General features: G+C 66.4%; 14 protein-coding genes. 4 read left to right on the top strand and 10 right to left on the bottom strand.

Annotated elements, in window-relative coordinates; translation table 11 throughout:
- Positions 1-58 precede the first annotated feature (58 nt).
- Positions 59-2041 (bottom strand): beta-galactosidase, encoded by a 1983-nt coding sequence (locus tag WS68_RS20210; RefSeq protein ID WP_059572427.1) that lies wholly within the window; start codon positions 2039-2041, stop codon positions 59-61.
- 9 nt (positions 2042-2050) lie between these two features.
- Positions 2051-3184 carry an ABC transporter ATP-binding protein gene (locus WS68_RS20205; protein WP_059572426.1) on the bottom strand — a complete coding sequence of 378 codons (1134 nt, stop codon included), beginning with the start codon at positions 3182-3184 and terminating at the stop codon, positions 2051-2053.
- 182 nt (positions 3185-3366) lie between these two features.
- Here WS68_RS20205 and WS68_RS20200 point away from each other — a divergent pair, with 182 nt between their 5' ends.
- The gene (locus tag WS68_RS20200) at positions 3367-4422 is read left to right on the top strand and encodes a LacI family DNA-binding transcriptional regulator (protein ID WP_059572425.1); all 1056 of its coding nucleotides are present in this window, start codon (positions 3367-3369) and stop codon (positions 4420-4422) included.
- 7 nt (positions 4423-4429) lie between these two features.
- On the opposite strand, the gene WS68_RS20195 is transcribed toward WS68_RS20200, so the two are convergent.
- From WS68_RS20195 to WS68_RS20160, 8 genes are all read right to left on the bottom strand, one after another.
- On the bottom strand, positions 4430-5248 hold the full coding sequence (locus tag WS68_RS20195) for a class I SAM-dependent methyltransferase (RefSeq protein ID WP_059572544.1): 819 nt from the start codon (positions 5246-5248) through the stop codon (positions 4430-4432).
- A gap of 136 nt (positions 5249-5384) precedes the next feature.
- Positions 5385-6410, bottom strand: a complete 1026-nt coding sequence (locus WS68_RS20190) for an XdhC family protein (protein WP_059572424.1) — start codon at positions 6408-6410, stop codon at positions 5385-5387.
- 206 nt (positions 6411-6616) lie between these two features.
- The gene (locus WS68_RS20185) at positions 6617-8020 is read right to left on the bottom strand and encodes an amino acid permease (protein WP_059572423.1); all 1404 of its coding nucleotides are present in this window, start codon (positions 8018-8020) and stop codon (positions 6617-6619) included.
- A gap of 162 nt (positions 8021-8182) precedes the next feature.
- The gene (rqpR, locus tag WS68_RS20180) at positions 8183-8839 is read right to left on the bottom strand and encodes a response regulator transcription factor RqpR (RefSeq protein WP_059572422.1); all 657 of its coding nucleotides are present in this window, start codon (positions 8837-8839) and stop codon (positions 8183-8185) included.
- A complete protein-coding gene (locus tag WS68_RS20175; RefSeq protein ID WP_059572421.1) occupies positions 8836-9678 on the bottom strand; it encodes a sensor histidine kinase in 843 nt (280 codons plus the stop codon). Before WS68_RS20175 ends, rqpR begins: the two co-directional genes overlap by 4 nt.
- Before the next feature lie 411 nt (positions 9679-10089).
- Positions 10090-10860, bottom strand: coding sequence for a ferredoxin--NADP reductase (locus tag WS68_RS20170; RefSeq protein ID WP_059572543.1), 771 nt, complete (start codon positions 10858-10860; stop codon positions 10090-10092).
- 217 nt (positions 10861-11077) lie between these two features.
- Positions 11078-11887, bottom strand: a complete 810-nt coding sequence (locus WS68_RS20165) for an endonuclease/exonuclease/phosphatase family protein (protein WP_059572420.1) — start codon at positions 11885-11887, stop codon at positions 11078-11080.
- A 5-nt stretch (positions 11888-11892) separates the two neighbouring features.
- Entirely contained in the window at positions 11893-12597 is a 705-nt protein-coding gene (locus WS68_RS20160; protein WP_059572419.1) for a hypothetical protein, read from the bottom strand.
- A 356-nt stretch (positions 12598-12953) separates the two neighbouring features.
- Between WS68_RS20160 and WS68_RS20155 the strand changes: the two genes are divergently transcribed.
- From WS68_RS20155 to WS68_RS20145, 3 genes are all read left to right on the top strand, one after another.
- Positions 12954-13934: an AAA family ATPase gene (locus tag WS68_RS20155; RefSeq protein WP_059572542.1), complete on the top strand. Its 981-nt coding sequence runs from the start codon at positions 12954-12956 to the stop codon at positions 13932-13934.
- Positions 13935-14049: 115 nt separating this feature from the next.
- Positions 14050-15162 (top strand): NAD(P)/FAD-dependent oxidoreductase, encoded by a 1113-nt coding sequence (locus WS68_RS20150; protein ID WP_082710173.1) that lies wholly within the window; start codon positions 14050-14052, stop codon positions 15160-15162.
- A 293-nt stretch (positions 15163-15455) separates the two neighbouring features.
- Positions 15456-15770 carry a high-potential iron-sulfur protein gene (locus WS68_RS20145; RefSeq protein WP_059572418.1) on the top strand — a complete coding sequence of 105 codons (315 nt, stop codon included), beginning with the start codon at positions 15456-15458 and terminating at the stop codon, positions 15768-15770.
- The last annotated feature ends 144 nt before the right edge of the window (positions 15771-15914 follow it).

Raw genomic sequence — 15914 nt, 5'->3', positions numbered from 1 at the left:
CGGCTCGGCGTCTCGGCGGCCGGATGCGTGGGAGCGGGCGTCGATATCGATCCGGGTATCAGTGCCGAAAAACGGCGACGCCGCGCGGCTCGACTTGCGCCGTACCGAGCACGAACGCGCCTGGCGCGACGGAGTCGAGCGCGTAGGGCGCGTCGCCGTAGTTGAAGACGTAGGTGAGCCCGCCGCGGCGGCTCATGCGCACGCTGTCGCCAAGCGGCACGGGCGCGAGGCCTGCTTCGGCGGCCGCATCGGCGAGCAGGCGCTCGGTGGTCGTATCGTCAAAGAGCGCAGCCCAGTACTGAAGGCGGCCGGATGCGATGCACGCCGGATGACCGTCGGCGAAGCGCGCGCGCACGTCGGCGCGCGCTTCGTCGCGCAGCTCGACGAGATCGCGCCAGCAGCGCGCAGAGCCGGTGAACGCGGAGCCGTCGTGTGCCGTGCCGGCCACGCGCTCGGCCACGTTCGGCCGCAGCGATTCGACCCGCCACACGCGGATCGGCATCAGCGGCGCGAGCGGGCCGGGCGGCAGCGTCGGCGGGATTTGCAGATCGCGCGTCTTCGAGCCGGTGCGCGGCCCGAGCACGACGTGCGCGCTCGACGCCGCGAGCCGGGCGGCGAAATCGTCGGGCACGATGGGCAGCGGCGGTACGATCACGAGCCGGTAGCCGTCGAGCGGCGCATCGGCTGGAATCACGTCGACATCCAAGCCGAGTGCGCGCAGCGCCGAGTAATACTCGAACGCGATGCGCGGATAGTGGAAGTCCGCGCCTTGCGGATGCACGTCGAACAGCCACTTCGCTTCGTAGTCGTAGATCAGCGCGACTGGCGCGCGAACCGCGCCGTCGGCGCTGCCGTCGGTGGCGGCGCGCAGCGCGGCGATCTCCTGCGCGAGCTGCGCCGCTTCGCGGCCGCCCGCGTCAAGCTGGTTGTCCGGCGTATTGAGGCCCGCGTGCATCTGTTCCTGCGCGAACGGCGCTTGCCGCCAGCGAAAGTACGACACGCAGCCCGCGCCGTGCGCGAACGCCTCCCAGCTCCACAACCGCACCATTCCCGGCAGCGGCGCCGGATTCCAGCTTGCCCAGTTGACGGGGCCCGGCTGCTGCTCCATGACCCAGAACGGCCGCTTCGACATCCCGCGGTAGACGTCATGATTGAACGAAGCGAAATCCGGATGTCCGGTGCGCAGCCAGCGCGCCTTGACCTGCGGCGCGAACCATTGCTCCTCGAGCGCGCCGAGCGGATAGCTGTCCCAGGCGGCGAAGTCCAGATCGCGTGCGACCTGGTAATGATCGAATTCGGTGAACAGTTGCATGAAGTTGTGCGTGATGGCGCGCCCCGGCGAGTGCGCGCGGATCACGTCGACCTGCATCCGGTGATAGCGCGCAAGCTCGTCGGACGCGAATCGCCGGTAATCGAGACGATGCGACGGATGCGCCTCGGTCACCGTGCCGATGGGCGCGTCGATCTCGTCGAAGCTGCGGTATTCCATGCTCCAGAACACCGTGCCCCATGCGCGGTTCAGCGCGTCGACCGTGCCGTAGCGCGCCTTCAGCCATTCGCGAAAGCGTGCTAGCGCCGCGCTCGAGTAGTTGACCACGGTCAGGTGGCAGCCCAGCTCGTTGTCGGTCTGCCAGCAGCGCACGGCCGGATGCCGGCCGTAGCGCTCGGCGATCGCCGTGCAGATGCGTTTCGATTCGCCGTAATACGCCGGCGACGAGAAATCGTAATGCCGGCGCGAGCCGAACCCGCGCGGGCGGCCGTCGGCGCCGATCGGCAGGATGTCCGGATGGCGGTCGATCAGCCATTTGGGCGGCGTCGCGGTGGGCGTGCACATTACGACATCGAGCTGCGCCGCGCCGAGCACGTTGATCGCGCGATCGAGCCAATCCCAGTCGTATTCGCCCGGCGACGGCTCGATGCGGCTCCACGCGAACTCGCCGATGCGCACCTGCTCGATGCCGAGCGCTTTCATTCGGCGGGCGTCGTCCGCCCACATCGATTCGGGCCAGTGTTCCGGGTAATAACAAACGCCGATGCGCATGCCGAGTCCTCAAACGTGATGATGGTGAGCGTCGGCGCGTGCGGGCACCGCGCGGCCGTTTTCGGTGAACAGATGCAGCGCGCTCGCATGAAGCCGCACGCGCTCGCCCGCGCGCAACTGCGCATCGCCGGGCACTTTCGCGATGATCGGCGCGCCGTCGGGCGTGTCGAGATGCACATAGCTCAGCTCGCCGAGCGGCTCGACGAGCGCGACGGTGCGCGTGAGCGTGGCCGGCCGTTCACCGGCGAGCGACAGATGCTCGGGGCGCACGCCGAGCGTCACGGTCTCGCCTGCGCGCAGCGCACGGCCATCGCACGGCACCGTCAGCGTTTCGCCACCGGCAAGCGTGACGGCCGCGCCGTGCGCATCGTGCGCGGCAACGATGGCCGGTAGGAAGTTCATTTGCGGCGAGCCGAGAAAACCGGCGACGAACCGGCTGTTCGGACGGTGATAAAGCTCAAGCGGCGTGCCGATCTGCGCGATGCTGCCGTATCGCGCGGCGTCGTCGCCGGCGTGCAACAGCACGATCTTGTCCGCGAGCGTCATCGCTTCGGTCTGGTCGTGCGTCACGTAGACGACGCTCGCGTTCGCGAACTGCTGATGCAGCCGGGCGATCTCGATGCGAGTTTGCACGCGCAACGCCGCATCGAGGTTGGACAGCGGCTCGTCGAACAGAAACACGCCGGGCTCGCGCACGATCGCGCGGCCGATCGCAACGCGTTGCCGCTGGCCACCCGATAGCGCCTTCGGCTTGCGTTCGAGAAGCGTGTCGAGCTGCAGGATGCGCGCGGCGTCGCGCACTTTGCGGTCGATCTCGGGTTTCGGCATGCGCTTGAGCTTCAGGCCGAACGCGATGTTCTCGTAGACCGTCATATGGGGAAATAGCGCGTAGCTCTGAAACACCATCGCGACGCCGCGCTCGGCGGCGGGCACGTCGTCGACGCGCCGGCCGTCGATCCACAGCTCGCCGTCGCTCGGCTCCTCGAGCCCGGCGATCATCCGCAGCAACGTCGATTTGCCGCAGCCGGACGGCCCGAGGAATACACAGAATTCGTGCTCGGCGATGTCCAACTCGACCTCGCGAATGACGGGCGTATTGTCTCCATAAGCTTTCTGCACGCGTCGCAACGAAATGCTCGCCATTGTCTCCGTCTCCATGCTCTAATACGCGCATGATTAAGCGCTTAATCTCTTATCTCAAAATAGCGCGCCAAATTTGCGCATGCGTGTTGCCCCTGTTGCGGCGACCCGATGTGCGACGATGGTGGGCCAGTTTCTGGCGCGAATCAAATATTGGATAGTTTTCCCAAATAATAGGATGCCGAATGGCGACATTGAGCGAAGTCGCGCGGCGCGCGGGCGTGACTGCCGCAACCGTATCGAACGTGCTGCGCGGCCGCGGCCGCGTGGGCGCCGACACGCGCGAGCGCGTGCTGGAAGCGGTCCGCGCGCTCGGCTACCGGCCGCATCTTGCCGCGCGCGCGCTGGCCGAGGGGCGCGCGCCAACCGTCGCGCTGATGGTATCGAGCATTGCGAATCCGTTCTATCCGGAATTCGCGCTGGCGGCCGAAAAGGCTGTGCGGCGCAACGGGCAGTTCCTGATCGTCTGCAATACGAACAATGATCCGGCGCAAGGGCGGGCGTACCTCGATCAGATCGCCGGCACGATTTCCGAAGGCATGCTCGTGACGAATGCGAACCTGCATCTGCCGGATTTGCTCGACGTGTTCCGGCGCGGTGTGCCGGTGGTCCTGTGCATGTGGGAGCGCCCGGATGCGCCGCCGCACGCGCTGCCGTGCGTGGCGGTCGATTTCCGGCTGGCGGGACGGTTGGCGGCGCAGCATCTGATCGCGCTCGGGCATCGCGAGGTGGGCGTGATCGTCGGTGGCGGCTCGCAAACGGGCGTGCACGCGGCGCGATTCGACGGCTTTGTCGACACGATGCGCGAGCACGGCCGGCCGATCGCGGCCGTCGAATGCGCGCCGGACACGATCGACGGCGGCGCGTGCGCCGCGCACCGTCTGCTTGAGGCGAAGCCGCGTTTGACCGCGCTGTTCGCGACGAACGATCTGCCCGCGATCGGCGCGCTGCATACGGCGGCCGAGTGCGGCAGACGGGTGCCGGACGATCTGTCGGTCATCGGCATCACGAACATTCATCTGGCGAGCGACGTGCGCCCCGCGTTGACGACCGTGGCGATTCAGATCGACGAGGCAGCGGATCTGGCGGTCGAACTGCTGAACGAGTTGCGCGAGGAGAGCGGGCGGATTGACGACAGGCCGCGCGGCGGCGCGCGCGTGCGCACGACTCGCGCGCCGCAGTTGCTGGTGAGGGGATCGACGGCGAAGGCGCGGCCGGCGCTGCGGGGGGCGCGTCAATGAAGGCGGGCTATACGTTGCGCGCCAGCACGCGGCGCAGCCCCCATCCGGTGTGAATCGTGCCGTCGCGATGGCAAAGCGGCGCCAGCGCCGGTAGCAATGCGTGGCGCAAGCGTTCTTTTGTGCCGGTGGGCAACTGATCCACATCGTAGGTTTCGGTCAGCGACGTCCATAACTCGTCGGGCGTGGGTCGCCAGTGCACGTCGATGTCGTCGAAGTGCAACTCGCCGAATCCGGCTCGGAGCAATTCCGCCCACCCGGCTTCGTTTCGTGTCCTCCGGTCGCCGAACGATAGCGGCGGCGTATCGGTTTTAGCTACCGTGCGCAATATATCGGCAAAGATCTCGTTCGCTGGGCCAAGCAGGAACGTGCGTCCGACGATCGCGGCGAACCGGCCGCCGGGGCGCAGGATTCTGCTCACCTCTCCCAGCACTTGTTCGACATCGTCCATCAGCATGATCGCCATGTGGCACAGGACCCAGTCGATCGATGCATCTTCGAATGACAAATGCTGCGCGCGTTGCTGTGACAGCAGGACACTGGACGGAAGGGTGGCTCTTGCTGCATCCAGTTCGTGCTGGCTGATGTCGATGCCGGCCAGACGCAGCCGCGGTGGATGGCGGTCGCAAAGTATTCGGAGCAGCCGGCCATCGCCGCAAGCGAGATCGAGAACCGATTGGCGTTCGTGCGAGTTTGGCACCAACGTAGCCAGCGCGTGATACGACGATTCGTATTCCGTCTGACGGGAACGCGCGGCGAGATGGCCGAACGCGGTGCGTGTTGCGCCGGTGTGACGCCGGTGAAAATCCCGCAAATAAGTTTCGGTCACGGACGCGGTTGCCGGATGGGTTACGCGATCGCTCACGGAATTTGTCTCACGCGCGCAAGCAGCGTGAACGAAGCGGCACGCGCTGCCTGAAATTTGCATTTGGACATAGCGTTGCCCGCCTTATGCACGGCGCCGATCAAATTCCGCAAACCGCTCCGTTGGCCGCATCGCGTTCGCGTGCCGCTTTTGCCCCTTCGACTTGCAGGATCGTCGGCAGTGACACACCGTTCTTCGCTGCCGTGACCTCGGCAAGGATCGACACCGCGATCTCCGGCGGCGTGCGGCTGCCGATGTAGATACCCGCCGGCCCATGCAGCCGCGCCAGTTCCCCGGTGCTCAAATCGAACTCCCGCAGCCGCTCGCGCCGTGCCGCGCTGTTGCGCCGCGAGCCGATCGCACCTACGTAGAACGCCGGCGTTTTCAGCGCTTCCATCAGCGCCAGATCGTCGAGCTTCGGATCGTGCGTGAGCGCGACCACTGCCGAGCGGGCGTCGAGCCGCATGTCGAGCACCGTGTCGTCCGGCATCGTGCGCACGAGCTGCGTGCCCGCCACGTCCCACGCGTGCGTGTATTCGTCGCGCGGATCGCACACGGTCACCTGGTAGTCGAGCCCGACCGCGATCTGGCACAGATACCGCGACAACTGCCCCGCGCCGATCACGAGCATCCGGTAGCGCGGGCCGTGGACCGTCACGAGGCGCGCGCCGTCGAATGCAAGCCCGTCGCTCGCGAGCGCGGGCGCGAGCGTTACCGCGCCCGTGGCCAGTTCGAGCGTGCGGGTGACGAGCCCGCCGCGCGCCAGCGCGTCGCACAGTGCCGAGATGCCGGACGCGTCCGACAGCGGCTCGAGCACCAGCTCGATCGTGCCGCCGCACGGCAGGCCGAAGCGGTGTGCCTCCTCGGCCGTCACGCCGTACTTGATCGCCTCGGGCCGCACGAACGACGCAATTCCCGATGCCTGCACGCGCGCGATCAGATCATCCTCGATGCAGCCGCCCGACACCGAGCCGGCGACGAGGCCGTCGTCGCGCACCGCGAGCATCGCGCCTTCGGGGCGCGGCGACGAGCCCCAGGTGCGCACCACCGTCACCAGCAGCGCGCGGCGGCCGTTGGCGAGCCAGCGCGCGCTCGTGCGCAGTACGTCGAGATCCATGCTTTCCATGATCCGGTTCCTTCGATGGCGCGGCCGCCGGCAGGCGGCCGCTCGATGGCGCGATTATGGCGTGTCCGGAAAAAGCGTGCAGATGCCGGCGTGCATGCCAAAAAACAAACCCCTCGTTCCGGAAAACGAGGGGTTTGCCGGCGATTGCCGGAAGCGGCGAGGCCGCCGCGCGGATGCCTCGCGAAGCGGCGGCGGGCACCGCCGCTTCAGTCCGTCTGCACGCCTTGCCCGAGCTTCGAATGGCGGCGCGAGTACGCGAAGTACACCACCAGGCCGATCACGAGCCACACGACAAACGCGATCCACGTCGTCGGTTGCAGGTTGAGCATCAGGAACAGGCACGCGGCCACGCCGAACAGCGGCACGACGGGCACGCCCGGGCAGCGGAACGCGCGCGGCAGGTGCGGGTGCGTGCGGCGCAGCACGAGCACCGCGACCGATACCATCGAGAACGCGGCGAGCGTGCCGATGTTGATCAACTCGGCGAGCACGTTGAGCGGGATCAGCGCGGCGATCAGGCCGAAGAACAGGCCGACGAGCCAAGTCGTGAGGAACGGCGTCGCGAAGCGCGGATGCACGCGCGACAACGCGGCGGGCAGCAAGCCGTCACGCGACATCGCATAGACGATCCGCGTCTGGCCGTAGCTCATCACGAGAATGACGGTCAGCATCCCGACCACCGCGCCAAGATCGATGAAGCCCGCGACCCATTTCTGGCCCGCCACCTGCAGCGCGTATGAGATCGGATGCGAGACGTTCGCGTAGTTCGACCACGGCACGATGCCCGTTGCGATCGCCGCGACCGATACGTACAGGAACGCGCACACGGCGAGCGACGCGATGATGCCGATCGGCAGATCGCGCTTCGGATTCTTGACTTCCTCGGCCGCCGACGACACCGCGTCGAAGCCGATGAACGCGAAGAACATCACCGCTGCCGCGCCGAATACGCCCGACAGGCCGTGCGGCATGAACGGCTTCCAGTTCGCAGGCGTCACGTGGAACGCGCCTACCACGATCACGAGCAGCACGACCGCGACCTTGACGAACACCATCAGGTTGTTCACGCGCGTCGATTCACGAATGCCGATCGACAACAGCGTCGTGATGACGAGCATCACGGCGAACGCGGGCAGGTTGAACCATGTGACGACGCCCGGCAGCGCGCCCGGCGCGGCGGTGAGCGCGGTCGGCAGCGAGAGCCCGAAGCCTTGCAGCAGCGACTGCAGATAGCCGGACCAGCCCACCGACACCGCGGACGCGGCGAGCCCGTATTCGAGCATCAGATCCCAGCCGATGATCCACGCGGCGAGTTCGCCGAGGGTGGCATACGAATAGGTATAGATCGAGCCGGCGACGGGGATCGTCGACGAGAATTCGGCATACGACAGCGCGGACAGCCCGCACGCGATCGCCGCGATCACGAACGACAGCATCAGCGCGGGGCCGGCCTGCACGGCGCCCGTGCCAGTCAGCACGAAAATGCCGGTGCCGATGATCGCGCCGATGCCGAGGAAGGTGAGGTCGACTGCGCCGAGGGCTTTTTTCAGGCCGGCTGCCTGTGCGCCGGCGATCATCCGGTCGACGTTTTTCTTGCGAAAGAGGGACATTACGGGAAAAAGTGCCTGCGGCGCGCGGGGCACCGGACGAGTGGAAAACCCGCTATCTTAACGGATACGGCGCGTCTGCCGATGCATCGCGTTACGCGTGCGTATTGCCGGAAGAAAATGAATCGCTCAATGAAAACAACCGGTTGCGCATGGCGGCGCGCGCTACGCGCCGATCGCGGGATTCATATCGACGAGCCGGTTGCTCATCACATAGAACGTCAGTTCCGCGTTGTTCGACAGCTTCATCTTTTCCAGCAGCCGGGTGCGGTACACGCTGACCGTCTTCACCGATAGCGACAGCGTATGCGCGATATCGGTCAGGCGCTTGCCCGACGCGATCATGCAAAGCGTCTGATACTCGCGGTCGGACAGCTTTTCGTGCGGCAGCGGCTCGTTCTCGAACGACACATATTCGGCCAGCGCCTCGGCCATCGCCGGGCTCACGTATTTGCGGCCCGACGCGACCTGGCTGATCGCCGACACCATCTGCGACGCATTGGCCGTCTTCGACAGATAGCCCGCCGCGCCCGCCTTCAGCGCGCGCACCGCGTACTGATCCTCGCGGTACATCGAAAACATCAGCACCGGCGTGCGCGGCAGCTTGCGCTTGAGGCGCTTGAGCACTTCGAGCCCATTGATGTCGGGCAGCGAGATATCGAGAAGGATCACGTCGAAGCCGGTCTTCTCGACCGCGGCGAGCGCGTCGGCGCCGTTTTCCGCCTCGACCACGTCGCGCGCGATGCCGCGGTCGATCAGCAACTGGCGCACGCCCTGGCGGACGATCGCATGATCGTCGATGAGCAGAATATTCAGACTCATCGCGCCTCCTGCCACGGACTTTCGGCCGGCGCGTCGACGAGCGCCGGCCACGCGAAGCGTGCGCGCAGCGTGGTGCCGCCGGTGTGCGGTACGCTGAGCGTGAGCGTGCCGCCCGCTGCTTCGCAGCGCGCGCGCATGCTGCCGATTCCATAGCCGTGGCGGCACGCGCGCGGGATGCCCGCGCCGTCGTCTGCGACGGTGAGGATCAGATGCGTGGCATTGGTGTCGATGCGCACGTCGACCGCCGAAGCGCGCGCGTGCTTTGCAACGTTTGCGAGCGCTTCCTGCGTGACGCGAAAGACGGCGAGCGCGCCGTCGGCGCTCAATCGCGCGATGCGTGCGTCGGCGGCGCAGACGAAGCGGGTGCGCAAGCCGGTGCGCCCGCCGTGCGCGCCGATCCACGCAGCGAGCGTGCGGGCAAGCCCGAGGTCGAGCGCCGGCGTGCGCAGCGTGTCGATCAGGCGGCGGTTCGTTGCCGTTGCGGCGTCGAGCGCCTGCTGCGCGAGCGCGAGCGCGCGGCGGCACGCGTCGGGCGAATCGGCGGGCAGCCAGGTCTCGACGTTCGCGAGCGCGAAGCGTGCGGCGGTGAGTTCGGCGCCGAGTCCGTCGTGCAGTTCGCCGGCGAAGTGGCGGCGTATGGATTCGTCGGCGGCGGTATGCTCTGCGGCCGCGCGCTCGGCATGCGTGCGCGCGCCGCGCGCGCTGGCGCGGCGGCGCGCGACCGGCACGGCGTGATGCTTGGCGGGACGGGAAACGAAGGGAAAGGCGGCATCGGCCTGCGCATCGATCGATGGCGCGGCGGCGTGGGCCTGGGACGGCGCAATAGACGGCGTATCCATGACTCTCCCTTTCGGTCAGAAAGCTATTCAGACACACAATGGGACGGCCGCCGACCCAGTCAACCGGCGCGGCCTTACCGGATCGAGTCAGCGATGTGCCCCGGAAATATTATTTACAACTAGTAACATTTGGTCTGGCACTGTAACAGTGCATGGGACCGTTTTCACGCGCCGCGCATGATATCTCAGAATACCGCTACGGTCATGCCAGATGGACGTTCCCAGTCGGGTAACGTGACTCGCCGGCATTTCCGGTGTAGGAATAATACCGACAAGCGGTTTCTGAAACGCGACGCAAACTTGTAACTATTTTGAGATAAAAATATGACGTTTTGTAACTATGTTGCCAAGAGCTGACATAAAAAAACCGGAGCCTGAGGCTCCGGTTCTTGACGTGAGTCGAAAAAAAGATCAGTCGACGAACGCGCGTTCGATCACGTAATGGCCAGGAGCGCTGTTCTTGCCTTCGACCAAGCCCGCTTGCTTCAGCAGCTCGGTCGTGTCGCGCAGCATGGCGGTGCTGCCGCACAGCATCACGCGGTCATGCTCGGGCGAGAACGGTGCGATGTCCAGATCGGAGAACAGTTTGCCCGTCGCGATCAGATCGGTGATCCGGCCTTCGTTCTCGAATTCCTCGCGCGTGACCGTCGGGTAGTAAACGAGCTTCTCCTTGATTACGTCGCCGAGGTATTCGTGGCCCGGCAGGTCATGCTTGATGAAGTCCATGTACGCGAGTTCGCCCTTCAGCCGGCAAGTGTGCGTGAGAATCACCTTGTCGAAGCGCTCGTAGATATCCGGATCGCGGATGATCGACATGAACGGCGCGAGACCCGTGCCCGTCGACAGCAGCCACAGCGTCTTGCCGGGCAGCAGATTGTCGGCGACGAGCGTGCCGGTCGGCTTTTTGCCGATCAGCACGCTGTCGCCCACCTTCAGGTGCTGCAGGCGCGACGTGAGCGGGCCGTTCTGCACCTTGATGCTGAAGAACTCGAGATGCTCCTCGTAGTTCGGGCTGACGATGCTGTACGCGCGCGCGAGCGGCTTGCCGTCGACTTCGAGGCCGACCATCGTGAATTCGCCGTTGTTGAACCGCAGCCCTTGATCGCGGGTGCAGGTGAAGCTGAACAGCGTATCGGTCCAGTGATGGACGGACAGGACGGTAGCGATGTCGTATTTGCTCATGGATTCGAAAACGGCGAAAAACGAGAGCACCGGCGCGTGATCCGCGGACCGCGGCCGACAGGCGGGCGCGAAGCGCGCGCCTACTCGATATAACTGACGATTGGAAGACCGGCTATTTTACCTTGCTTGCGCGAATCGCGGGTCTGATTGCCGGGACGGCGTCAAGGCTTTGGGCGGCGAGGCCGCGCCCGCGTGCGCCGGAGGAGGGCGGGCGCGCCTAGTCGAAGCGCAGCCGCGCAACATACGGCAGATGGTCGGACAGCCACGCCGCCTCGTCGGCCGGCGCGCGCCATTCGAGCGGCGTGAGCCCGCGCACGAACATCTTGTCGAGCGCGAGCGCGGGCGAGAATGCGGGAAACGTGCGCCCCGATTCGCCGAGCAGCGTCGCGACTTCGGATAAGCCGATCTCGTTGAAAAGGGGGATCGAATCGTTGCGCCAGTCGTTGAAATCGCCCGCGAGGACGAGCGGCCCGGTGTTCGCGTTGCGCTCGATCCAATGCGCGATCCAGTTCATTTGCCGCAGGCGCGCGGCGCGCGTGAGCGCGAGGTGCGCGCACATCAGCGTGACGGGCTCTGCCGCGCCAGCCAGCGTCGCGCGCGCGACGAGCAGGCCGCGGCGCTCGAAACGGTGCGCGGAGATGTCCCAGCGGCCGCCGAGATCGAGCGGATGCGGTGACAGGATCGCGTTGCCGTGCCGCCACGACGGTTTGAAGACGTTCAGGCCGAGCGCGATCTGCCAGTCGAGCGAGCGCGCGATCTCGGTGGCCTGGCAATGCCAGACATCGTCGACCGGCTCCTCGATCTGCGCGCCGAAGCCCGGCGCGAGCACGGGCCGCGGCATGCGCCGCGCCATCGCCTCCTGCAGGAAATAGATGTCGGCGTGCGTTGCCTGTACCCAACTGCGCATCGCATGCCATGCGGTAAAGCCGAGCGGCGAGCGGCCCTTGTGCAGGTTCCAGCTCACCGCGGTGATTTCGTTGGCGACAGGCTGCGGTTCGGCGAGCGCGAGCGGTTTGGGCACGTGCATATCGGTCAATTCTCGACGACGCGGGCGCGTATGCGGTAGACGAGTCGCGGATCGCGCTCGGCGAGCGTCCAGTCGGTCCACTGGGCGGCGCGCGCGTTCAGGCCCGGATGGCTCGCGACAATGCGTCGCGGTGAAGCGGAGCACGGCGCGCTGCTTGCCGTGCGCGCGGTGTCGCTGTCGGGGAACGTTTCCTGCACGTCGATCGCGAGCGAGACCGCATCGTCCTCGACGTAGAGCGGCGCGACCGTGATCGTTCGTGAAGGCGCGGCGGCGGGGTGGGCGGACGATGTGTCCTCGGTTGCGGCCGGCGCCGACGCGGATGCCCCATCGGCGCTCGCTGCGTTCGACAGGCTGGCGGATGCGCCTGATGTACCCGACGCCGCAGCCCCGCCCGACGCCCCCCATGCGCCGGCCGTGTCCGCCGTGCCGCAACCGCCGCCGGACGCGGCGGCAAAGCGGTGCGTATCCGAGCGCGCTTGGCCGACCGTGGTTTTCTGCTTGAACGTGTCGACTGTTTGACCGTCGCGCACGACTTGAATCTCCCAATCGATAACGGGCTGCGAACTGGGCTGAAACGCGGGCGATGAAGCGGGCTGAGAGGCGGGTTGCGAAGCGCTCTGCGCATACGCGCCACCGGCGGCGGCGCCGAGCGCGGCCGCCGCGCCGGCGTCGAGCAGCAATTTTCTGGCGAGGGCGAGGCAGGCAGGCATCTTGCGTCTAAACGAATGAACCAACTTCAGACCGTGCGGGTTCGGGCGCGGTTCATCTTTTTTCCGCGCCGCCGCGATCGGCCGCTTTAACGGGATGAGTGCGCCGCGCGGCGCTGCAAGCGCGCGTGCGCGGCAAACCAACGAATGGGCGCGCCGCGAACAGCGCATGCCGCGAACGCACGGACGGGGTGTCCGGCACGATATCGGCGCGAATTGACGATGATACGCGCGCCGCGCGGCGCTTGCATGTTAGCAGCACCCTGCGGCGGCTGCTCGCTTGCGTGTGTGTTTCGGCTGGATACACTGAAGTCGTGAAAGTTAAGGGCCGCATGGCGGTAAGCAAGACGAGGTGGGCAATGACGACGGCAATGGTGAAACAGGAACTGGCGGTGGCGTCGTTCAGCACGGTCTACGATATGGAGCGCGTCGAGACGGCGTTGAACGACTTGAACGAAGGCGCGAGCGACGCATTGCGCGCGACCTACGAGAAAATGCTGAAATCGGGGAACCTGCGCTTTTGCGTGAAGCCGACACGGATGCCCGCGTTCGATTCGCTTGCCGAGGCGTTGCCGAATTTCGCCGAACCGCTCGACGACGTGCGCAAGCAGGTCGCGCTCTGTCTGGAAACCGACGACCGCCTCGAATTGATGCCGATTCTGCTGCTCGGCGCGCCGGGCATTGGCAAGACGCATTTCGCGAAGGCGCTCGCGAGAATGCTCGGGACCGCTTACCACTACGTGCCGATGAGTTCGCTGACGGCGGGCTGGGTCTTGTCGGGCGCCTCGTCGCAGTGGAAGAACGCGAAGCCGGGCAAGGTGTTCGATGCGCTCGTCAACGGTTGCTATGCGAACCCGGTGATCGCGATCGACGAAATCGACAAGGCGGGCAGCGACGCGCAATACGATCCGCTCGGTGCGCTGTACGCGCTGCTCGAGTACGACACCGCGCGCGCGTTCGTCGACGAGTTCGCCGAGGTGCCGATCGACGCGGGCAACGTGATCTGGATCGCGACCGCGAACGACGCGCATGCGATTCCCGAGCCGCTGCTGAACCGGATGAACGTCTACGAGATCGAGCCGCCCGATCCGGCGGGCGCGCGCCGGATCGCGCAGACCATTTACATGGAGATCCGTAACGCGCACGCGTGGGGGCGGCGTTTTCCCGAGACGCTCGGCGACGATGCGCTCGACGTGCTTGCCGCGATGCCGCCGCGCACGATGCGCCGCACGCTGCTGCACGCATTCGGTGCGGCGCGGCTCGACGGGCGCGACATCATCGTGCCATGCGACATCGACGTCGATGAAAGCGCAGGGCGGCGCCGGTCGATCGGGTTTTAGCGCGCTGGCGGGCGTGCTCGCGTTTGCGATCGGCGCGCGCATTTTCACATCGCGCATCCATCGCGGGCGCGACGTACAATCGAAAATCCTGCTTTCAAGCGCGTGAGCGACGCGAATGACGATGGAGCGGATAGATTGTGTGGTGATCGGCGCGGGGGTGGTGGGCCTTGCGATCGCGCGCGAATTGGCCGCACGCGGGCGCGAAACGCTGATTGTCGAGGCGGCCGATGCGATCGGCACCGGAATGAGCGCGCGCAACAGCGAAGTGATACACGCGGGAATCTACTATCCGCGCGGCTCGTTGAAGGCGTCGCTGTGCGTGCATGGGCGCGATCTGCTGTACGATTTTTGCGAAACTCACAACATTCCTCATAAGCGTTGCGGAAAGCTGATCGTTGCGACGTCAGCGGGACAGGCAAAGCAGCTGAAGGCGATTGCCGCGCGCGCCGAGGAAAACGGCGTGCTTGATCTGCTGACGCTGTCGCGCGACGAAGTGCAGGCGCTCGAGCCCGCGCTCGAATGCGTCGAGGCGCTGTTCTCGCCGGGCACGGGCATCGTCGACAGCCATCAACTGATGCTTGCGCTGCTGGGCGATGCCGAGCGTGAAGGCGCCGTATGCGCGCTGCGCTCGCCGGTCGAATCGGTCGACGCGGCGGGCGGGCGCTTCGTGGTGCGCGTCGGCGCAAGCGCGCCTGCCGAGATTGACGCCGCGTGCGTGATCAACAGCGCGGGGCTCGGTGCGCAGGCGCTCGCGCGGCGCATCGGCGGGTTCGATCCGCGCTGGGTGCCACCGCTTTATTTGGCGCGCGGCAATTATTTCAGCCTGTCGGGGCGCGCGCCGTTCAACCATCTCGTCTACCCGGTGCCGGACCGGGCCGGGCTTGGCGTGCACCTGACGCTCGATCTGGCGGGGCGCGCGCGTTTCGGGCCCGACGTTGAATGGATCGATACGTTGCGCTACGACGTCGATCCGCGCCGCGCCGGAGCGTTCTACACGGCGATTCGCACTTACTGGCCCGGCCTGCCCGACGGCGCGCTGCAACCGGCATACGCGGGCGTGCGTTCGAAGGTGGCGGGGCCCGGCGAGCCGGCCGCCGATTTCGTGATCCAGGGCGCTGCGCAGCATGGCGTGCGCGGGCTCGTGAACCTGTTCGGCATCGAATCGCCGGGGCTGACGGCGTCGCTCGCGATCGCGCAGCGCGTCGGCGAGATGATCGCGCGCGCTTGAGCGTGGCGGGTGCGCGGCCGATGCGGCGCGGGTGCGCCGGCTGTTGGCGAATCCTTTATCTCCGGCATCACCCGTGCCACAGCCGGGTGCATGAAGCGTATGCTTACTTGTGCTGACGAGGGCCTGTTCACGCTAAACCCGAGCGGGCAGGCGAGTGCGGCCAGCCACATGGCACGCAGCCACGCTCATGGCCGCGACCTTGAAAACTGCGCGGCGGCGGGCGCAGCACGTGATTAGCGTGAGCAGGCCCCGGAGGCGACAACCCCACAATATATATGTTGGAGCGAATTCCCATGAAGACGTCTCGCAGGGTTTTCCTGATGACGAGTGTCGGCGCGCTGTCCGCACTCGCGTTGACGCGCGAAGCGTTCGCCGCCGATCTGCCGATGCTGGCCGAAACCGATCCGACCGCTGGCGCGCTCGGCTATAAGGCCGATGCTGCCAAGGTCGACAAGGCGAAGTACCCGAAATACGCGGCCGGCGAGACATGCTCGGGCTGCATGCTGTATCAGGGCAAGAAAGGTTCGGCGTCTGGGCCGTGCGGCGCGTTCCCCGGCAAGCAGGTCTCGGCGAAGGGCTGGTGCAGCGCGTTCACCAAGATGGCCTGACGGTCGCGTGGCGCGTCGCGCGGCAATCCCGCGGCAGCGCCTTTCGGCCGTGCAAACGCCCGCTGTCCGTCGACACTGGGCGTTTTTTTTATCGCTTGAAATCGGTTCCTCCACTTTCTACACTCGCTGACGGCGGTACGCACG

This window comes from Burkholderia sp. TSV86, assembly GCF_001522865.1.
GTDB lineage: Bacteria > Pseudomonadota > Gammaproteobacteria > Burkholderiales > Burkholderiaceae > Burkholderia.
This window is presented reverse-complemented; position numbering and strand designations above follow the sequence as displayed.